Source organism: Seonamhaeicola marinus (assembly GCF_008085455.1).
Genome location: NZ_VSDQ01000712.1, coordinates 442 through 936, shown reverse-complemented (window position 1 = coordinate 936; position 495 = coordinate 442). Strand labels below are relative to the sequence as shown.

The window sequence follows — 495 nt, the reverse complement described above, 5'->3', positions numbered from 1 at the left end:
AAGTATTGCAAGGGTATGTTGTGGTTTTAATTCAAATAAAAATTTAATACCAGCAACACCATCTAGCAATAACCTAGCGAAAATTACACCAAAAAGTGTGCCATGTGTGTTTTTTGTGAGTGTAAATAAACTATTTCTAAAATTTAAGTAGGTTTTTTTAGGGTTTGTATTGTTTAATGTAGCACCACCCACATGATATACCGTTGATGCGCCTACATATTTTATGTGGTAGCCCATGTTTATAGCACGCCAGCAAAGGTCAATTTCTTCCATGTGTGCAAAAAATGAAGCATCAAACCCATTTAAGGTATTAAACACTGTTTTACGAATGAACAAACAAGCACCCGATGCCCAAAAAATAGGGGCGGTATCATTGTATTGCCCAACATCTTTTTCAATGGTATTAAAAATTCTACCACGGCAATATGGGTAGGCAAAGGCATCAATAAATCCACCAGCAGCACCCGCATATTCAAAGTGGTCTTTTTGTTTATA

1 protein-coding gene is annotated in these 495 nt (G+C 36.0%); it reads right to left on the bottom strand.

The features are described 5' to 3' along the window. Positions 1-495: glycosyltransferase family 2 protein (locus FUA24_RS17295; RefSeq protein WP_394344213.1), on the bottom strand; the 495-nt coding region annotated here is incomplete at both ends.